The organism is Amycolatopsis sp. NPDC001319 (assembly GCF_042896185.1).
Lineage (GTDB): Bacteria > Actinomycetota > Actinomycetes > Mycobacteriales > Pseudonocardiaceae > Amycolatopsis.
Genome location: NZ_JBIAWY010000009.1, coordinates 273926 through 288790 on the forward strand (window position 1 = coordinate 273926; position 14865 = coordinate 288790).

The following is a 14865-nucleotide window of genomic DNA, read 5'->3' on the forward strand; positions in this document are numbered from 1 at the left end:
AATTCATGTCTTCTTCGCCTGAGACCACCGGATCCGTTTCCGCGCTGGTCGGCGCCCTCGCTCGCGGTGACGCGTCGATCGTCGAGCTCACCGCGCCGCTCTCGTCCGCCACCCCCGTGCTCGACCTGCCCCCGGACATGGCGCCGATTCCCCGATTCCGACTGGAGGAGCTGGCGAAGTACGACGAGCGCGGCCGCACGTCGTACCAGAACGGCATCCACACCGGCGAGCACGTCGGCACCCACTTCGACGCGCCGCGCCACTGGGTCACCGGGGCCGATCTGGAGGACGTCGCGTCCGTGCCGCCGGCCCGCCTGGTCGCGCCGGCCGTCGTGATCGACAAGTCGTGCGAGGCCGCCGCCGACCCGGACTACCTGCTGCGCCGCGACGACGTCGAGCAATGGCAGCGCGAACACGGCTCCCTGCCGCAGGGCTGGCTGCTGTTGCGCACCGGCTGGGCCGCGCGCTCCCACGACCAGGAGCTGTTCCTCAACGCCGGCGACGACGGGCCGCACACCCCCGGCGTCGATCCCGAGTGCGCACGCTGGCTGGCGCGGGAGACCCCGATCCTCGGGTTCGGCGTCGAGACCGTCGGCACCGACGCCGGGCAGGCATTCGGCTTCGATCCCGAGTTCCCCGTGCACTCGTACCTGCTCGGCGCCGGCAAGTACGGCATCACCCAGCTGCAGAACCTGCACCTGCTGCCACCGACGGGCACGTTGCTGATCGTGGCGCCGCTGCGGATCGTCGGCGGTTCCGGGAGCCCGGCCCGCGTGCTGGCGATCGTCGAGAACGGAGCGAACTGACCATGCTGGTGCACGAGGCCATCGGCCGGTACCTGACCGAGCACGGCGTGCGCGCCGCGTTCGGCGTGGTCGGCAGCGGCAACTTCCACTTCACCCAGGCACTCGTGGCCGGGGGAGCGCGGTTCGTGGCGGCGCGCCACGAAGGCGGCGCGGCGACGATGGCCGACGCCTACGCCCGCATGTCGGGCGAGGTCGCGGTGCTGTCGCTGCACCAGGGCTGCGGCTACACCAACGCGCTCACCGGGATCACCGAGGCGGCCAAGAGCCGGACCCCGCTGCTGGTGCTGACGGCCGAAGCCGGCGACCCCGCGTCCAACTTCTTCATCGACCAGCCCGGGCTCGCCGCCGGGGTCGGCGCCGTGCCGCTGCGGGTGGGCTCGGCGCGCACGGCCCTGCGGGACGTGGCCCGCGCGTTGGCGATCTGCGCGCAGCAGCGGCGGACCGTGGTGCTCAACGTCCCGATCGACGTCCAGGAGCTGGAGCTGCCGGAGCAGCAGCACGGGACGGTCCCGGCCGAGGTCGCGGCGCCGCAGCCCGCGCCCGAGCCGTTGGCGGAGTTCGTCCGGCTGCTGAGCGAGGCGTCGCGGCCGGTGTTCATCGTCGGCCGCGGCGGCCGTTCGCCCGGGGCGGGCGAGGCGATCCGGGAGCTGGGGAACCGTGCGGGCGCGCTGCTGGCCACGTCGGCGGTGAGCCGCGGGTTGTTCCACGACGACCCGTGGAGCATCGACGTCTCGGGCGGCTTCGCCTCCCCGCTGACGATCGAACTGGTGTCGCGGGCCGACCTGGTCGTGGCGTTCGGGTGCGCGCTGAACATGTGGACGACGCGGCACGGCGCGCTGATCGGGGCCGACGCCCGCGTGGTTCAGGTCGACCTGGACCCGGCGGCGATCGGCCGGCACCGCGCCGTCGACCTCGGGTTGTGGGGCGGCGTCGCGGAAACCGCCCGCGCGGCCACGGCCCTGCTCCGCTCCGGCGGTGCGGAGCCGAAGACGGGCTACCGGCGCACGGAGCTCGGCGAGCGCCTCCGCACGGGGCTGCGCTGGAACCAGCTCCCGTTCGACGACGCGTCCACCGAGGACCGCATCGACCCGCGGACGCTGTCGGCGCGGCTCAACGAGCTGCTGCCGGCCGAGCGGACGGTGTCGGTCGACTCCGGCAACTTCCTCGGCTACCCGAGCATGTACCTCGACGTGCCGGACGAGTACGGGTTCTGCTTCACCCAGGCGTTCCAGTCGGTCGGGCTCGGGCTGGCGAGTGCGATCGGCACCGCGCTGGCGCAGCCCGACCGCGTGCCCGTCGCGGCGCTGGGCGACGGCGGGTTCCTGATGGGGATCTCCGAGCTGGAAACGGCCGTGCGCCTGGGACTTCCGCTGCTGGTCGTCGTCTACAACGACGCGATGTACGGCGCGGAAGTGCACCACTTCGGCGCCGGCACCGCGGGACTGGACAACGTCACCTTCCCCGACGGCGACCTCGCCGCGCTGGCCCGGGGCCACGGCTGCGCGGGCCTGACCGTGCGCTCGGCCGACGACCTCGCCGCGGTCAAGGACTGGGTTTCGTCTTCGCCGCGGCGGCCGTTGGTTCTCGACGCCAAGATCACGTCCGACGGCGGGGCCTGGTGGCTGCACGAAGCCTTCGGTCACTGAGCGCAGCGGCGGCCCTTTTTCGCTGACACCATCGTGTTCGCACCAGGGCCGCCGCTTGCACCGAGTACGTACCATCTCGAACCGGGACGGCACCGAGGCCGGCCTGCGAGAGGAGCACGCGATGACCGGTCTCGACTGGCAGGAGGTGGCGCGGTTCGGCGAGCTCGCCTGCGGCTCGCTGCGCGCGGCCACCGTGCAGCAGCGGACCCTGCCGGAGCTGGTCCGCGTCCTGCGCTGCGACTCGGGCGCTATCCACCAGCTCGACCGCCGCTGCCGGGGCCGGGTGGCGTCCTTGACGGGCGCGCCGGTGAAGATGCTCCTCGAGTTCGCGCCCATCTCCGGGCCGGCGAACCCGTACTTCAAGCGCTCGACCACATCACGGTTCCCGGTCCACGACGCGGTCCTGTACGGCCGCCGCACCGACCACCTGCGCTCGCCGGTGGGCCGGCTCCTGGCCGACTACGGGTTCGAGCACTGCCTCTACGCGTTGCTCGTCGCCGAGGGCCGGCCCGTCGGCACCGCGACCTTCGCCCGCCGGACCGGCCGTCCGGCGTTCACCACCCGGGAGCAGGAGATGGCCCACCGGCTGTCGAAGTTCCTGGCGATCGGCCTGGCCAACGCCGCGGCCTACGAGCGGCGCGCACCCGCGGCGCCGCTCGAGGGACCCGTCGCGACGAACCTGGACATCGACACGATCGACCTGTCCGAGCCCTCCGGGGCACCCCAGGCCGGCACCGCGCCGTCCGCGGGCGCCGACGGGGGACTGACCGAGCGGGAGCGCCAGGTGCTCGCGCTGGCCACGAGCGGGCTGAGCAACGCGGAGATCGCCGCCGAGCTCGGGATCGCGCTCAACACCGTCAAGCAGCACATGAAGCACAGCTTCCACAAACTCGGCGTGCGCTCGCGGCTCGAAGCCCTGCGGTACCTGCAGGAGCACAACCTCGTGACGCCCTGATCCGAAGCCGCCGGGATCGCCTGTGCGGCAAGCGATCCCGGCGTCACGACGTAGTGGACGTAGGCCTCGGCTTCGGCGGTGGTGTCCTTTGCACGACCTACGTGGAAAGCCAGATCTGGATCTCTTTGCTGAATTTGTTGCGCGCCTCTTCGCGGTATTCCGCGGCCCGCGCTTTCACGGCCTGGGATCGGCGTCGTCGGGAATGGTGAACGCCACCTCGGCGTGCTCCGCGGCGAACTGGCGCCCGCGCGGCGAGCCGCCGGAGATGACCTGATCGACAGTTTCTGCGGGCGAACACCGGCCGGGCCATGACCCCTCGGTGTTATTGTGACGGATTCTCGCTCCGCGCTAAGGTGATCGTCACTCCGCGCCAAGACGCGGCCCGTGACAAGAGCTGTCGCGGGGCTGTACGGGCCACAAGATCTCGTACCAGCTGCAGGAAGTTCGTCAGCGTCGGCGTTGCCGTGACGAAGCCCGAGGCCTTCGGGGCCGAACGGAGCAGCTATGAAAACCACCATTGTCGTTGGAAATCCGAAGCCCGCTTCGCGCACGAGGCAGGTCGCCGAAGCCTTGCTCGACCGGCTGGTGAAGGACGACGCGGACCGCCAGGTCATCGACCTGGCCGACTGTTCCGCCGAGATCTTCACGTGGCCCTCGGACGTGATGTCGGCGTTGAACGAGCGCGTCGCCGGCAGCGATCTCGTGGTGATCGCGAGCCCGACCTACAAGGCCACCTACACCGGCCTGGTCAAGGCGTTCCTGGACCGCTACGCGGCGGGCGCGCTGACCGGGGTGACGGCGATCCCCGTGATGACCGGGGGCAGCCCCGCCCACGCGATGGGCGTCGACAGCCACCTCGCGCCGCTGCTGACCGAGCTCGGCGCCGTGGTCCCCGGCGCCGGGTGGTACTTCGAGACGTCCTCGATGGACGCGCTGGACACCCTCGCCGAAGAGGCGGCCGCGCGCTACGCCCGCACGATCGGGCAGCTCGCCCGCCTGGCCGAGGGGGTGCGGATCCCGTGACGCGGCAGTTGACGAGCTTCGACGACTCCCGCGCGTACCGCGACGCCGTGGGGCGCTACGCCTCCGGCGTCGTGGTGGTCGGCGCTACCGCGGACGACGGGCAGCGCGTCGGGTTCACCTGCCAGTCGTTCCACAGCGTTTCGCTGGACCCGCCGCTGATCCTGATCGGCGTCGCCCGGACTTCGAGCACCTATCCGCTCATCCGGGACCTCGGCCGGTTCGCCGTGTCCGTGCTGGGCCACGGCCACCGGGAGGTCGCTTCCGCGTTCGCGCGCAAGGGCGTCGACCGGTGGAGCGGGGTCGCGCACACCGAAACCGCGGCCGGGAACCCTGTCCTCTCCGAAAGCCTCGTGTGGCTCGACTGCGAGATCGACGCCGAGCACGACGCGGGCGACCACCACCTCGTCGTCGGCCGGGTCCTGGAGATGAGCTCGCCGGACGCGCAGGACGGCGCCGAGCCGCTGCTGTTCTACCGCGGTGGTTTCCACCGCATCGCCCCGGCGCCCGCCGCCGGCTGAGCGACCCGGGTCCCGCCGGACCCCACGAAGGAAGAACGACGATGGCACAGCAGCTTTCAGCAGACCGCCGGTCCGGCGCGGTGAGCGTCGAGCAGGCCGCCGCCGCGATCGCGGCCGGGCAGCCGGTGGTGGTGACCGGCACGCACGGCGACCTCGTGTTCGCCGCGCAGGACGCGACACCGCACCTGGTGTCCTTGTCCGTCCGGTACACCGACGGGTTCGTCTGCGTCGCCCTGCCGGACGAGGACTGCGACCGCCTCGGGCTCCCGTTGATGTACCCCGGGGCGCCGGCGTGCGGAGGGGAAGCCTTCGCCGTCACGGTCGACGCCCGCACCGGCGGGACGACCGGCATCTCCGCGGCCGACCGGGCCCGCACCATCCGGCTGCTGGCCGATCCCGCCGCCACTCCGGCCGACTTCACCCGGCCCGGCCACGTCGTGCCCATCCGCACGGCCCGCGAAAACACCCCCCACCGCGCCGGCCGCGGCGAGGCCGCCCTCGACCTGGTGCGGCTCGCGGGCAAGCACGAAGCCGCGGTGCTCAGCGGCATCGTTTCGCAACGCGAGTCGGGCGACCTGGCGGGCCCGGAGGAACTGGCTTCGTTCGCCGCCGACCACGGCCTGCTCGTCGTGGCGGCGGCCGACGTCCTGGCCCCCAGATCGGCTGCTCACCCCGCGTGCCCCGAGTGCGGGCACGCGGGGTGAGCAGCCGTCGGCGCCGTCAAGTGGTTGCGGCGCCGACCATCTCGGTGCGGCGCGGCTCGGCAGCGAGCCGCCGCAGCGACACGACGTGCAGCGCCACGGCGAGGGGCACGGCCACCGTCGGGATCAGCGCCAGCGGCAGCGCCCCTGACGCCCCGGCCGGCTCACCGAGGACGAACCCGCTCACCAGGCGCAGTGCCAACGCGAAGGTGAGGTCGGCGATGCCCAGCACGTTGAACCAGAACGCCCACCGGTGGCCGGTGCCGCGCGCCAGTGCACGCGCCACCCACGGCGCGGCCAGGCCGATCGCCAGATCACCGAGGCCGGGTGGCAGCGCGGCCAGTGGCGACAGGTTGCCGGTGAACATCAGGATCAGGAACAGGACGCCGATCACGCGGACGGTCTGCGGCCACGCCAGCCGGGCGGCCGTGCCGGGCGCCGCCAGCACCTTCGCCACGATCGGAATCCGGGTGCCCGCCAGCACCGCCACCAGCAGCGCGACGACGAGGACCGGTGCCAGCGGGCCGGACGCGAACGCGCCGTAGTACGCGAGCAGCACGCACGCGGCCAGCCAGCTGAGCAGCACCACCGTCGTCCAGCCGGCCACCTTCCCCGACGTCGGGCGGTCCAGCCCGGCCGCCCGCCCCGCCCGGTACAGGCTGACGCCGGTCAAGGCCCGGATGCCGATCGTGCCGATGAGCACGAGTGTCCACAGGAGAATCGCGAGGGTGGACATTCACGTTTTTCCTTCCACATCAGCGGTTTCCAGTCGCAGATCGGCGACGTCGAGGAGGATGACGGTGGAGTGGTGGTCGGCCACGCCGTCGGTGTCGCGGCGCAGGACGCGGCGGCGGGTCGGGACGGGCAGCCCGCCGAAGTCGCGGTGTTCGCTCGTGTAGTGGGCGGTGAGGGGCTTGCCCGTGACCTCGGGCGAGTAGTCCACGCGGCGCTGGAGCCCGGTGCCGGCGTCGAAGTAGTAGGTCTGGACCGGAGAGTGGGTCGCCAGCCGGGAGGGGAAAGCCGCCTCCAGCCGGCGCCAGGTCTCGCCGTCTTCGTGCCACGGCTCGATTTCGCGGGTCGTGACACCGGGCAGGGTGAGCAGGAACGGTTCGAGCAGGTAGGTCCAGCTCGCGTAGGCGATGAAGTAGCCGGCCTCGGCCACCGACCACGGGTGTTCCCGGGGGAGGTCCGCCATGGCCCGGCGCGGCGAGTCGAGCCGCGTTTCCTCCTCGCCGCGCGTGACGAGGACCCGGTCCGCGTCGGCGTCGAAGTCCACGGCCGTGCCCGGGCCGAAGGGCGCGAGCGTGACGCGCTGGCGGTGGACGTTCGCGGTGACGTGCGTGGTGCCCACGACGTCGGGCCGTTGCTTGAACGGCCAGAACGGGCCGGAAAGGCGGACGGTGGCCGACAGGGTCGTGGCGGCGTGCCAGCGGTCGAGGCCGCCGTGTCCGTCCACGACGAACTCGAGCAGGTCGTTCACGGTTTTTCCTTCGTGACGAGGGGTCAGGCCCGGGCGACCTGCGGGTAGAGGGCCTCGATGCCCTGGGCGAGGCCGGCCTTGATCTGGCGGGTGAACTCGTCGGCGACCACTTCCAGCTGCCCCTGGGCGACGCCGTCGAGCGCGATCCGGGCGACCTCGGCGGGGTCGGCCTTCTCGACGTCGGTGAGGTCGGCGATCAGGTCCGTGTCCAGGTAACCGACGTGCAGGCTGCTCACCTGGGTGCCCTGCCCGGCCAGCTCCACGCGCAGGGAGTTGGTGACCGACCACTCGGCGGCCTTGGCGGCGCAGTAAGCCGCCCAGTGGGGGAGCGACGCCCACGACAGCACGGACAGCACGTTGAGGATCGCCCCTCCGCCGTTGCGGGCCAGGGCCGGCGCGAAGGCGCGGGTCACGTCGAGGGTGCCGAGCACGTGGGTCTCGTACTCGAGGCGGTAGGCGTCGAGGTCGCCGTCCAGGACGCCGGTCGACGTCAGGATCCCGGCGTTGTTGATCAGCAACGTCACGTCCTGCGCTTGCTCGGCGGCGGCGACCACCGAGGCGTGGTCGGTGATGTCGAGCGCGACCGGGACGGCACCGGTGTTCGTGACGGTGCGCGGGTCGCGGGCCGCCGCGTACACCTTGCTCGCGCCGGCGTCGAGGAGTGCGCGGACGAACTGGGCGCCGAGGCCGCGGTTGCCGCCGGTCACGAAGGCGACGGATCCGTTGACAGTCATGGTGGGGCTTCTTCCTGGTCGGAGGCGCGAAGATCAGAAACCGATTGGTTTCTGCAGGCGACGTCAACGTAAACCGCTCGGTTTCTCGTGTCAACCCCGGCGAGGTAGCCTGGACGCCATGAGCACCGAAACCGCCGCACCCGACGCGAAGGCCGGAGCGCCGGACAACGCCGTCCGCGAGTCCCAGCGCGAGCGGCTCCTGCGTGCCGCGATCGAGCTCTTCTACCGCGACGGGGTCGCCGTCGGCGCCAACGCGCTGTGCCGGCGCGCGGGGATCTCCAAGAAGTCGATGTACGAGCTGTTCGACAGCAAGGACACCCTCCTCGAAGCCGCACTGCAGCGCCGCATCGGCGACGACGCCGCCTTCCTGTTGCCCCCGCCCGGTTTCAGCTCCAGCCCGCGCGCGCGGCTGCTGCACGTCTTCGAGCAGCTGGAAGCCTTCGCGACGTCACCCGACTACCGCGGCTGCGCCTACCTCGCCACGCAGCTCGAGCTGAAAGACCCCGACCACCCCGCGAGCATCACGGCCGCCCGCCTCAAAACCGAGCACCTGGAAGGCTTCTTCCGCGCCGAAGCCGAACGCGGCAACGCCACCGACCCCGGCTTCCTCACCCGCCAGCTCGCCGTCCTCTACGACGGGGCCAGCAGCCGCGCCGGCGTCGGCGCCGACGACCTGCGCGGCCTCGCCGTCGCCACCGCCCGCACCCTCCTCGACGCGGCGGGCGTCACGGACTGACCGTCCGCAAAGGACGGTCTCCGGTTCGCGCAGCCGGGCAGCGGCCGTCCCGTGGCGTCAATGCAGGTGGACCAGGATCAGGTTCTTCAACAGGATCATGACGACGCCGAGCAGCCCTGCCGCGCAGGTCGTCCCGATCAGTGCCGCGCCGCGCAGCCGGGCCACGCGCGCCGCGGACCACGCGTGATAGGTCAGGACCACCACGGCCACCGCGAGGCCGGTGTTGGCCGCGGCGGCGGGCGAGGCGCCGGCGAGCCGGGCCAGCAGCAGTGCGGCGATCGGGCCGAACGACGCCGTCACCATCGGCCACGTGGCGCGCAGCTCGGTGGCGATCCGCGCCCGGCTCGGCAGTTTGCCGTCCTCGACTTCCTCGCCCAGTAGTTCCGCGTATTCCTCGGCCGTCCAGTAGACCAGCAGCGTGACCACGACCGTGACCGCCAGTGGCAGAGTCGAAAGCTGTCCGCCCACGGCGGTGAGGATGGCGGCGGTGACGATCACGCCGTAGATGCCGGCCGCGCGGCGCCGTCCGGCGGTTCGGTCACGCACTTGCTCGGCCACGCCTGCCTCCGTCCGTCGCGAACCGGTGCTGCCCGGTCGCCGCGTGGGGGAGGGGCGGCCCCGCCGGTCTCGGCCTGCCGGCGGGGCCTGGCCGGCCCGCGCTCACCGAGCGAGGGCCTTGGCCTTCAGGGATTCGTACTCCTCCGCGTTGATGGCGCCGGTGTCGAGGAGCTTCTTCGCCTCGGCGATCTGGCCGGCGGCGCCCTTGTCGCCCTTGTCTCCCTTGTCGCCGTTGGCGGCGACCGAGCGGACGTAGTCGTCGAACTGCTTCTGGTTGTCCGCCGCCTCGGAACGCCGGCGCTCGCCCATGTGCTTGCCCTGCGCGATGAGGTAGATCAGCACGCCGACGAACGGCAGCACCAGGACGAGGACGGTCCAGCCGGCCTTGCCCCAGCCGGAGACGTCCGAGCGGTGGAAGAGGTCGCCGAAGATCACGATGAGCAGCCAGAACCAGACCACCCAGCCGAAGAACACCAGCATGGTCCAGATCACGTCCAGGAACGGGTAGTCCGATTGAGCCAGTGCCATCACGCCTCCGATGCTCGACACCCGCACGACCGGGAGGTCCGTCCACAACGGACCGGTAGCCAGGGTCGAGCGGCTCCCGGCCGTGTCCCCCTGTGGCAGCGTTCCCAGCGACCGCCCCGCACGGCATCACCCGGCGGAGGTGAATTCCGGCGCCGCGGAGCTCACCGCACCGGCCGGCCCGCGCGAACCGCCGCGCCGGCGACGCCGGACAGCGTGCTCGTGATCACGAGACCGATCAGCAGGTTCCCGGCGGCCGTCGCGAACCGCGCGCCGCGCTCCGCGTCGAGGCCCAGGGGGATGACGACGGCGATCGCGGTGACGAGCAGCATGATCGAGACGAAGAACGACTTCGCGCGGGGCGTGCTGATCAGGAGCAGGTGGAGCAGTCCTGTCGCCGCGAGGGCGACGAGCGCGGCGCCCACCGCGTAGGCGACCGTGCCGACCCCGCCCCACGCGCCCTCGCCCTCCGGGGCCAGCACGGGCACGTCGAACAGGCCGCGCGCGACGAGCACCACCACGATGGCCGCCAGGGCCGCGACCAGTGCCGTCGCCCCGCCGCCGGCCCACAGCCTGCCCGCGGCGACCCGGGGCCGCGTGTCTCCGGTCATGGGCCCCTCCGCGGTCTCGCGCCCCGCCCCCGGGCGACTGGGGCCACCGAAACACATCCGGAGGCCGCCGTGCTCCTCCGATTCGGGTGAGGTGATGCCGGGTGCCGTCAGGGCGACGCACGGCCCCCGAAGAACATCCACAGTGGACGGAACGCAGTCAGCGCGCCGGATCCACCAGCTGCCGGACGGTGTCGGTGACGACGCGGCGGCGCTCGGCCTCCGGGACGAGGCCGCGGACGTCCTCGCCCTGGTTCTGCCACATGTTCGCGATGGTCAGCACCAGGGCGAGCAGCTCGCCGGCCGGCCGCCGGCCGGTCACGGTGCCGCGGCCCTGCGCGTCCTCGATCGCCGCGGTCTTGTCGGCCATGGACTTCGCGACGACGGGCCGGACGCCGCCGCGCTCGAGCTGGTACCAGGTGACGAAGCGCATCACGTCCGGGTGCCGAAGGCCCGCGTCGTAGAGCTGTCCCGCGTATCCGGGCAGGTCGTCCGCGTCGATGGGGATCCCGGAGACGACCTGCTCGACGATGGCGTCGTAGACCGCTTCGTACAGCCCTTCTTTGCCGTCGTAGAAGGAATACACGAGCCCGGCGCTGACCCCGGCGCGGGCGGCGATGCGCTCGACGCGGGCGCCGCCGATGCCGTGCTCGGCGAACTCGGCGAGCGCGCCGTCCAGCAGCTGCCGCCGCTTGCTCTCGGGGTCTCGGGTCCGGGCCATGCCGTCATCCTAATGAGTGTTCATTCGGCTCGAGCTGCCGCAGCAGGCCGAGCATGTCCTCGCCGAACCACGCCTCGGCGATCTTGCCCGCCCGCACGGTGTAGATGCCGATGCCGGACCACGCGGCGGGCCGGCCGGTGGCCGCGACACCGAGGAACGGCCCGGTGTGGGTGCCGCTGTCGGTGAACCGGAGCACGACCGTGTCGCCGTCGACGAGGGTGTCGTGCACGGTCAGGTGCATGCCGGTGAAGGCACCGCCGACCGCGGCGCGCAGGGCGGCCCGGTAGGCCTCGAGGCCGTGGAGGTCGCCGGCGCTGCCGGCGTGCCACGCGAGGTCGTCGTGCCAGAGCTCGCCGACGACGTCGAGGTCGCCGCCGTTGATGACCTCGGTGACGAACCGGTGCACGACCGCCGCAGGGTCGGGCGCGGTGCGCGGCGGGTCGAGGAGATCGTTGAGCCATGCGATGGCGCTGTCGAGGGCGACGTCGCCGAGCGGGGTGGCCATGTTGGTGAACGCGTGCGGGGCTTCGGGCCAGATCTCCAGCCGCGCGTCGCGGCCCGCGAGCCGTAGGCGGGCGGCGAGCAGGATGGCGTCGTCGCGCAGCGGGTCGAGGTCGCCGACCGTCAGCAGGGTGGGCGGGAAGCGGGTGAGGTCGGCCAGGGCCGGGGACAGCCGCGGGGCGCGCCGTTGCTCCGGCGTGTGGCCGGGCAGGGCGAGGTCGGGCAGGCCGTCGATCCAGGACCGGGTGAGCACGAGGCTGTTTTCGGTGGCCGCCGCGGCGCTGGGGGACAGGCCCAGGTCGTAGATGCCGCAGTCGAGGTAGGCGCCGGCGAACGCGCCGAACGCGGGATCACCGGCGTCGCGCAACGCCAGCAGCGTCGCGGCGGCGAGGTGCGCACCGGCGGAGATGCCGCCGATCAGCAGCCGGCCGGTGCCGAACTCCGCGGCCGCGTGCCGGGCGAGCCGGCGGGCGACGGCGACCGTCTCCTCGATCTGCTCGGGCACGGTGGCCTCGGGCGCCAGCCGGTACTCCGGGCTGACGACGATCGAACCGGTCGCGCGGGCGAGGCGGTCGTTGACGACGTCGTCGTCCTCCGGTGCTCCGGCGGCCCAGCCGCCGCCGTGAATGCGGTAGAGGATCGCGCGTGGCTCGGGCGGCGTGAACACGCGCAGCCGGATCGGGCCGGTGGGTCCGTCGACGTGGCGTTCGGTGGGGCGCAGGTCCGTCGCGCCGGGGTTGTGGGCAGTGCCGGCGCGCAGGGCGGCGAGCCCTTCGGGGGTCCGGACGTCCGGGTGCGGCATCTTCGCGAGCACGGCGTCACCTCGCGCTGGGCTTCGAGGAGCGCGGGGTCGACGTCCTGCCGGCGGAGGTCGAAGGTCGAGCCGGTCATGGGATGAGGTCCTTTCGGGAGGTCAGAGGGAGAAGGTGACGCCGGTGAGGCGTTCGCTTTCGGCCCACAGGCGGGCGCCTTCGGCCGGGTCGTCGGCGCCGCGGGGGAGCTTGACCGGCTTCGGGGTGCCGGAGGTCTGGTCGCGGCCGGCGGGGCCGTAGAAGGCGCCGCCGATCACTTCGGGGCTGGTCGCGGCGTACAGCGACGGCCACGCCGCGCCTTCCGGGGAACCCATGACCAAGCTGCGCAGCACCGCGATCATCGCCCGCGAGACCGCGCTTTCCGAGTGGCGCTGCAGGTTGGTCACGGCCGAGCCGGGGTGCACCGACACCGCGCGCAGGGCAGTACCGGCCAGCCGCCGGGACAGCTCCTGGGTGAAAACCACGTTGGCGCGCTTGGACTTCGCGTACGCGCGCATCGCGCCGTAGCGCTGCTCGCTCATCAGGTCGTCGAGCCGGCCGGAGCGCCAGGTCGCGGCGATCGCGCTGACGGTGACCACCCGCGCGGCTTCGGCGCGGCGCAGCGCGGGCAGCAGTCCGGCGGTGAGGGCGAAGTGCCCGAGGTGGTTGGTGCCGACGGTCAGCTCGAACCCGTCCGCGGTCGTGCGCCGGTCCGGCACGTTCATGACGCCGGCGTTGTTGAAGAGCAGATCGATCGTCTCGGTGGCCGCGAGCCGCGCGGACGTCTCGGCGACGGAGGCCAGGGAGCCCAGGTCCAGCACGACGGTTTCCAGCCGCGCGGTGGGCTGGTCGGCGCGCAGCGTGGCGACGGCGTCGTCGAGCTTCGCCCGGCTGCGGCCGGCCAGGAGGACGCGGGCGCCGTGACGGGTCAGCACGCGGGCGGTTTCGAGGCCGATGCCGCTGTTGCCGCCGGTCACGAGCGCGACGCGGTCTCGCAGGTCGCCGATCCGGTCGGGCGTCCAGTGGGCCGGGGCGAGGGTGGTGGTCACGGTTCCTCCACTAATGAATGTTCATTTAATAAGACGATGACACGGGTGCGTCAGGACGTCAATGAAAATTCATTCAGTAGTGGCGGTCTTCACCACGGGGCCGGTGGTCAGGCTTGCGAAGCCTGGCCCGCCTTCTCGGGAGGCACGACCGGAGTGTCCCGGTACTTCAGGATTCCTTCGACGCCGAGGCGGAAGGTTTCGCAGACCGGCGCCGGATCGCTGAGGCAGCCGGCGGCCATGGCGCCGTCCCGCAGCATGACGAAGTGCCTCGCGGCCGGCTCGGGCGCGGTCTCGCCGGCCTGGGCGAGCAGTTCGGTGACGACCTCCAGGAACCACTGCCGGTGGGTGAGCACGGCCTGGTGCACGGGGTGCGCGGGATCGGGGTACTCCGCGACGGCGTTGAGGAAGGCGCAGCCGCGGAACCCGGGCGTGCGGATGCCGTCGGCGATCGACTCGGCGACCGCGCGGACGGCGTCGGCCCCCGAGGCCTTGCCGGTGCGGGCGGTCTCGATGCCGGCGCGGATCGCCTGGTCGGCCGCCGTCAGGTACGCGACCAGCAGGTCGTCCTTGCTCGGGAAGTGCCGGTAGAGCGTGGCGCGCGTGACACCGGCGTCGGCGATGACCCGGTCGATGCCGACCGAGTGGAGGCCCTCCGAATAGAACAGCCGGCTCGCCGAAGCCAGCAGTCGGGCTCGCGCTTCGGACACTTCGCCGTCCACCTCTCCTCGTTGCTTCCACACTAGCAGATAGAACGGTCGGTCTTGACGGCTTGGCTCGGCGGCTGCCATAGTCACTCACCGAGAGATAGAACGATCTGTCTACCCGGCCGATCGCGACCCCAGTCCGAAGGAGCACTCCATGAGCACCACCACCGTTGCGGCCCCCGGGGGTATCGCGAAACCCTTGCGGCGCCTGTACTTCATCCGGTTCGCGTTCGCCGTGGTCTGGGCCGTGCTGCTGTTCGTGACCGGGTCGAGCCTCGGTCCGGTCAGCACGACGCTGCTCGTGCTCTACCCGCTGTTCGACGTGGCCGCGGCCGTCGTCGACGCCCGCTCGGCGAAGAAGGGCAAGCCGGTCGCGGGCCTGTATGTGAACGTGGTGATCAGCTTGCTCGCCGCCGTGGGCCTGGCCGTCGCGGCCTCGTCGGGCATCCCCGCGGTCCTCGGCGTGTGGGGCGCGTGGGCGATCGCGGCCGGGCTCGTGCAGCTGGTCGTCGGCCTCCTGCGCCGCACCCTGGGCGGCCAGTGGCCGGTCATCCTCAGCGGCGGGATCTCCGTCCTGGCCGGCGCTTCGTTCGTCCTCCAGGCCACAAAGGACAGTGCGTCCTTCACGACCCTGGCCGGTTACGCGACGTTGGGCGGCATCTTCTTCCTCGTGTCCGCTCTGCGGCTGGGCCGTGCCGCGCACGGACCCGAAGCCGGCTGAGAGTGCGAGCCCGGTTGTCCTGAACCGGACGGGTTTCCCCGCCGGCGTTGCCCCGTCGCCGTGTGGGGAAGCAGAATCGGCGCCGACG

General features: G+C 72.3%; 18 protein-coding genes. 8 read left to right on the forward strand and 10 right to left on the reverse strand.

Annotated elements, in window-relative coordinates:
* Window positions 1-5: 5 nt before the first annotated feature.
* From ACFY1H_RS32370 to ACFY1H_RS32395, 6 genes are all read left to right on the forward strand, one after another.
* Window positions 6-806 carry a cyclase family protein gene (locus ACFY1H_RS32370; protein ID WP_386952735.1) on the forward strand — a complete coding sequence of 267 codons (801 nt, stop codon included), beginning with the start codon at window positions 6-8 and terminating at the stop codon, window positions 804-806.
* A gap of 2 nt (window positions 807-808) precedes the next feature.
* Window positions 809-2452 (forward strand): thiamine pyrophosphate-binding protein, encoded by a 1644-nt coding sequence (locus tag ACFY1H_RS32375; protein WP_386952738.1) that lies wholly within the window; start codon window positions 809-811, stop codon window positions 2450-2452.
* A 121-nt stretch (window positions 2453-2573) separates the two neighbouring features.
* On the forward strand, window positions 2574-3407 hold the full coding sequence (locus ACFY1H_RS32380; protein ID WP_366582726.1) for a LuxR C-terminal-related transcriptional regulator: 834 nt from the start codon (window positions 2574-2576) through the stop codon (window positions 3405-3407).
* Between the two features lie 504 nt (window positions 3408-3911).
* Window positions 3912-4430, forward strand: a complete 519-nt coding sequence (locus ACFY1H_RS32385) for an NADPH-dependent FMN reductase (RefSeq protein WP_386952741.1) — start codon at window positions 3912-3914, stop codon at window positions 4428-4430.
* Entirely contained in the window at window positions 4427-4948 is a 522-nt protein-coding gene (locus tag ACFY1H_RS32390) for a flavin reductase family protein (protein ID WP_386952744.1), read from the forward strand. Before ACFY1H_RS32385 ends, ACFY1H_RS32390 begins: the two co-directional genes overlap by 4 nt.
* 41 nt (window positions 4949-4989) lie before the next feature.
* A complete protein-coding gene (locus ACFY1H_RS32395) occupies window positions 4990-5652 on the forward strand; it encodes a 3,4-dihydroxy-2-butanone-4-phosphate synthase (RefSeq protein WP_386952746.1) in 663 nt (220 codons plus the stop codon).
* A gap of 16 nt (window positions 5653-5668) precedes the next feature.
* Here the strand turns inward: ACFY1H_RS32395 and ACFY1H_RS32400 are convergent, their stop codons facing one another.
* Genes ACFY1H_RS32400 through ACFY1H_RS32410 form a run of 3 tightly spaced genes read right to left on the reverse strand, consistent with a single transcriptional unit; the run spans window position 5669 to window position 7863 of the window.
* The gene (locus tag ACFY1H_RS32400) at window positions 5669-6385 is read right to left on the reverse strand and encodes a hypothetical protein (RefSeq protein ID WP_386952749.1); all 717 of its coding nucleotides are present in this window, start codon (window positions 6383-6385) and stop codon (window positions 5669-5671) included.
* Window positions 6386-7129, reverse strand: coding sequence for a hypothetical protein (locus ACFY1H_RS32405; RefSeq protein ID WP_366582731.1), 744 nt, complete (start codon window positions 7127-7129; stop codon window positions 6386-6388). It lies immediately after the preceding gene.
* Between the two features lie 23 nt (window positions 7130-7152).
* Entirely contained in the window at window positions 7153-7863 is a 711-nt protein-coding gene (locus ACFY1H_RS32410; RefSeq protein WP_366582732.1) for an SDR family oxidoreductase, read from the reverse strand.
* Between the two features lie 118 nt (window positions 7864-7981).
* Here ACFY1H_RS32410 and ACFY1H_RS32415 point away from each other — a divergent pair, with 118 nt between their 5' ends.
* Window positions 7982-8599: a TetR/AcrR family transcriptional regulator gene (locus ACFY1H_RS32415; protein WP_386952752.1), complete on the forward strand. Its 618-nt coding sequence runs from the start codon at window positions 7982-7984 to the stop codon at window positions 8597-8599.
* Window positions 8600-8656: 57 nt separating this feature from the next.
* Here ACFY1H_RS32415 and ACFY1H_RS32420 read toward each other — a convergent pair whose 3' ends face one another.
* The 7 genes from ACFY1H_RS32420 to ACFY1H_RS32450 form a co-directional block, all read right to left on the reverse strand.
* Complete coding sequence (locus ACFY1H_RS32420) at window positions 8657-9157, reverse strand: hypothetical protein (RefSeq protein ID WP_366582734.1); 501 nt, start codon at window positions 9155-9157, stop codon at window positions 8657-8659.
* Window positions 9158-9259: 102 nt separating this feature from the next.
* Window positions 9260-9685, reverse strand: coding sequence for an SHOCT domain-containing protein (locus tag ACFY1H_RS32425; protein WP_366582735.1), 426 nt, complete (start codon window positions 9683-9685; stop codon window positions 9260-9262).
* A 161-nt stretch (window positions 9686-9846) separates the two neighbouring features.
* Window positions 9847-10293 carry a DUF6069 family protein gene (locus ACFY1H_RS32430; RefSeq protein WP_386952756.1) on the reverse strand — a complete coding sequence of 149 codons (447 nt, stop codon included), beginning with the start codon at window positions 10291-10293 and terminating at the stop codon, window positions 9847-9849.
* A 157-nt stretch (window positions 10294-10450) separates the two neighbouring features.
* Window positions 10451-11011: a TetR family transcriptional regulator gene (locus ACFY1H_RS32435; protein ID WP_386952759.1), complete on the reverse strand. Its 561-nt coding sequence runs from the start codon at window positions 11009-11011 to the stop codon at window positions 10451-10453.
* Between the two features lie 4 nt (window positions 11012-11015).
* Window positions 11016-12326 carry an alpha/beta hydrolase fold domain-containing protein gene (locus ACFY1H_RS32440; protein ID WP_386952762.1) on the reverse strand — a complete coding sequence of 437 codons (1311 nt, stop codon included), beginning with the start codon at window positions 12324-12326 and terminating at the stop codon, window positions 11016-11018.
* Between the two features lie 99 nt (window positions 12327-12425).
* Window positions 12426-13352, reverse strand: a complete 927-nt coding sequence (locus ACFY1H_RS32445) for an oxidoreductase (protein WP_386952763.1) — start codon at window positions 13350-13352, stop codon at window positions 12426-12428.
* Window positions 13353-13459: 107 nt separating this feature from the next.
* Complete coding sequence (locus tag ACFY1H_RS32450) at window positions 13460-14059, reverse strand: TetR/AcrR family transcriptional regulator (RefSeq protein WP_366582740.1); 600 nt, start codon at window positions 14057-14059, stop codon at window positions 13460-13462.
* Between the two features lie 151 nt (window positions 14060-14210).
* On the opposite strand from ACFY1H_RS32450, the gene ACFY1H_RS32455 reads away from it, so the two are divergent.
* Window positions 14211-14777: a hypothetical protein gene (locus ACFY1H_RS32455; RefSeq protein WP_386952766.1), complete on the forward strand. Its 567-nt coding sequence runs from the start codon at window positions 14211-14213 to the stop codon at window positions 14775-14777.
* Window positions 14778-14865: the final 88 nt, after the last annotated feature.

What these genes read in the sequence shown, in the direction of transcription:
- ACFY1H_RS32370 (WP_386952735.1), top strand. Translation starts at nt 6, where the DNA reads ATGTCTTCTTCGCCTGAGACCACCGGATCCGTTTCCGCGCTGGTCGGC.
- ACFY1H_RS32375 (WP_386952738.1), top strand. Translation starts at nt 809, where the DNA reads ATGCTGGTGCACGAGGCCATCGGCCGGTACCTGACCGAGCACGGCGTG.
- ACFY1H_RS32380 (WP_366582726.1), top strand. Translation starts at nt 2,574, where the DNA reads ATGACCGGTCTCGACTGGCAGGAGGTGGCGCGGTTCGGCGAGCTCGCC.
- ACFY1H_RS32385 (WP_386952741.1), top strand. Translation starts at nt 3,912, where the DNA reads ATGAAAACCACCATTGTCGTTGGAAATCCGAAGCCCGCTTCGCGCACG.
- ACFY1H_RS32395 (WP_386952746.1), top strand. Translation starts at nt 4,990, where the DNA reads ATGGCACAGCAGCTTTCAGCAGACCGCCGGTCCGGCGCGGTGAGCGTC.
- ACFY1H_RS32400 (WP_386952749.1), bottom strand. Translation starts at nt 6,385, where the DNA reads ATGTCCACCCTCGCGATTCTCCTGTGGACACTCGTGCTCATCGGCACG.
- ACFY1H_RS32410 (WP_366582732.1), bottom strand. Translation starts at nt 7,863, where the DNA reads ATGACTGTCAACGGATCCGTCGCCTTCGTGACCGGCGGCAACCGCGGC.
- ACFY1H_RS32415 (WP_386952752.1), top strand. Translation starts at nt 7,982, where the DNA reads ATGAGCACCGAAACCGCCGCACCCGACGCGAAGGCCGGAGCGCCGGAC.
- ACFY1H_RS32425 (WP_366582735.1), bottom strand. Translation starts at nt 9,685, where the DNA reads ATGGCACTGGCTCAATCGGACTACCCGTTCCTGGACGTGATCTGGACC.
- ACFY1H_RS32430 (WP_386952756.1), bottom strand. Translation starts at nt 10,293, where the DNA reads ATGACCGGAGACACGCGGCCCCGGGTCGCCGCGGGCAGGCTGTGGGCC.
- ACFY1H_RS32435 (WP_386952759.1), bottom strand. Translation starts at nt 11,011, where the DNA reads ATGGCCCGGACCCGAGACCCCGAGAGCAAGCGGCGGCAGCTGCTGGAC.
- ACFY1H_RS32455 (WP_386952766.1), top strand. Translation starts at nt 14,211, where the DNA reads ATGAGCACCACCACCGTTGCGGCCCCCGGGGGTATCGCGAAACCCTTG.